Raw genomic sequence first — 2690 nt, 5'->3', positions numbered from 1 at the left:
CAGGAGCGGATGGTTTTTGCGATCTGAAACCGGCCTTTTTTCCTGAAGACCCATGATCACGTTACGGAGGGTGATCATAAGATGAGGAAGGGAGCCTGACCTGATGGAGCTGCGATCCTCATTAAACGTCACGTCTCTTACATGGAAGATTTTATTTTCAATGGTCCAGTGGCCTCGATTCAACTGAAGCAGCATAGTGGCATCGGCATCCTAAAGATCCGTCAGGCCATATACAAGCTCACGCCTGACCTTGCCGCTCTTTTTAATAACGCTTTCGGCAAACCGTATGTCACATTGCTTTGAAAAAACCTCCTCAGGAGGAGGATTGCATCTCCCAGGAGGCGGCTTTTAGTCAATCATATTGATGATTTGATTAATCCCTAAGCGTTCTTTCCGGGGCCCTGGGTTTTACCCCAGATCGTGGCGGCCCATCCCAACGCTCATAGAGGATAAATTTCTGCATTATTTGCAGTCTGATTCAGCCCAATTTTTACGGAAAAGGTATAAAGCAGAGGAGGCGTCTATTGGTTTCGTCTGGTGACTATGGAGATAATTCCGTGTCTTACATGAAGTATCTTGCCTTCGCAGCGGTTTTGACAACCCTGGCCTGTCATCCCAAGGATGCCGAACATTCCACGACCCTTCACGCTCCGGGGCGCTTTTTGAACAGTGATAATCCATTGCAGTGGACGGAGATTGACGATCAGCGCTGGGTAAAACTTGAATCTGAAGGCCGGCCGACTTACTCAGCCCAGCATCCCATGACGCTGCGCCTGCAGGCATGGGCGGATGAGATTCGCCGCAACATGCTCAAATCGACTCCAACGCTCTCGGTCGCGCCGCGTCCGATCATCAGGATCGTCCAATCGGACGAGATTAACGCCTATGTTTCCAGCGCACCTGTTTGCATCGATGTGGCGATCACCACGGACCCTTCAGCCGAGTCCGTGAGCGCCTCCCCTTCTTATCTGACGATTACCGAAGAGGGACGACTCGACAAGAGCACGCGCCCCGATCAATGCAGTGAGATTCAGGGTGATATCACGGCAAGGCTGCAAGCGGCCCAATTCGCGCTCAGAAATTTGGAGGGCTGTAAGCTGAGCATCGACGGCGCGCGTGTCGCTCTCAGCCCTGAATGCCTCGTTGGGCTGACCGACCGTGGCAATTCCTTTACGGGCCTTTTCTTCAATGCGCCCCATAACTATATCACGCTCTATAGTGGTCTACTTAAAAGTGCAAGTGAACCGCAAATTGTGGGCGTGCTTGCCCACGAGTTGGGGCACTATTATATGGCCCACGGCATGGGCAGATATGAAGATTATGACTACTTCTACGAGCTCAAAGACAGGAACAGCCGAGCAAAGCCGGAGCCTTTGAGCCCCGATCATCCTTTGAGTGCATTGGGTGACCGGATTCGTCAGCTGCCGGCGGTCTATTTTACCAAGATCGAGGGCCAGGAATTTCACTCGGCTCTTTACAGTGTTATACGCAGCATGAGTCACAATATCCGCGACAAAGAAAGTGCTTCTCTCTGTCAAAGGGATAAGCCCGATTGCATGTCGACCTGTAGCAGGTTCAAAGAACTCATGGGTGACGACTACGGCGGCCTGCTCGAAAATATGCCCTACCAGCTTTCGGGATCAGATGAAGCGAAAAATGCCTATAAGCAGTATGAGGCCGATGTCAGGTCCTGCCTCCCGCTTCTTAACGCGGCACCCTTCGAATTCAATATCAAGTCCACTCTCGGCTATTTGGTCAATAATCAGCCGATCGCGCTCCCGGCACTCCGAGCCGATGAAAACGCTCTGGAACTGATTCTGGACATTGACATGATTATCAAGGAAAAGGTGGGCAGGATCGAGATCGCAAAAGCTTTGGTGGTTCAGGAAGCGCAGGAAAAAGGTCTGGGCTGGTACACCACGGAACAGGAAGCGGATGACATGGGCACTGAAATGGTTTATCGCCTGGGCCTGGATCCCATGTCCTTTGTTGAATTCACGATGACATTAGCCGAGGCTAAAGGCCATACTGAATGCCGTCAGCAGTACGAGGCGGGCTTCCCAAAATCTGTTTCGCTTAAAAACTTCGACGATCTCCATCATGACTACTGTTTCAGGGCTTACAACAGCTATAAGGAAATTGAAGTCCATAAGGACGACTTCGCCAACCACAAGGACAGCCAAACTCCGGTGATCCAGCCCGAACTGACTTGGCGCGCGGCACTCGACATACTTATGCAGGTCGAATAAAAGAAGACTCACGTCTGCTCTGCAGGCTTGTTGCAGCCCTCTTTGCGGGCCAAATAGCAAAGGGAGAGCTGCGAATGGATATCACTACTTGGTGCTTGGAAACGTTAAATTTACGTGAACTCATTTATCCAGGGCCCCGGAAAGAATGCCTAGGAATTAATCGAGGCCTTGCACGGGTCTGCTTCACTGGATTGCGATACCCTTGAAATTCATGCTGGAAGGAAGACCTGAGCTGAACCTTCGTCACTTTTTGGCAAAAACTTCATTTTGTGGCCGCAGGAATACCGTGAAAGACGACGTTCCCTTGTATGAATCTTTTATTTCCTTGGCTTAAATTTTTGAGAAGAGGTAATCCAGATCGATGTCTTTGCCATAAAGGCAGGATCGGATGGTTTTTGCGATCTGAAATTGGCCTTTTTTCCTGAAGAGGCCCATGATCAC

1 protein-coding gene and 1 pseudogene are annotated in these 2690 nt (G+C 50.5%); one reads left to right on the top strand and one right to left on the bottom strand.

Translation table 11 applies throughout. The features are described 5' to 3' along the window. Window positions 1-195 (bottom strand): annotated as a pseudogene (locus VE954_RS29610) (hypothetical protein); the annotation flags it as partial. A gap of 371 nt (window positions 196-566) precedes the next feature. On the opposite strand from VE954_RS29610, the gene VE954_RS29605 reads away from it, so the two are divergent. Then, window positions 567-2249 carry a M48 family metalloprotease gene (locus VE954_RS29605; RefSeq protein WP_324959749.1) on the top strand — a complete coding sequence of 561 codons (1683 nt, stop codon included), beginning with the start codon at window positions 567-569 and terminating at the stop codon, window positions 2247-2249. The last annotated feature ends 441 nt before the right edge of the window (window positions 2250-2690 follow it).

Source organism: Oligoflexus sp., assembly GCF_035638955.1.
In the GTDB taxonomy this organism is placed as follows: Bacteria; Bdellovibrionota_B; Oligoflexia; order Oligoflexales; family Oligoflexaceae; genus Oligoflexus.
The sequence above is the reverse complement of the archived record's forward strand: the minus strand, read 5'-3'. Positions and strand labels throughout refer to the sequence as shown.

Coding starts and splice junctions, on each gene's coding strand:
- VE954_RS29605 (WP_324959749.1), top strand. CDS start 567: ATGAAGTATCTTGCCTTCGCAGCGGTTTTGACAACCCTGGCCTGTCAT.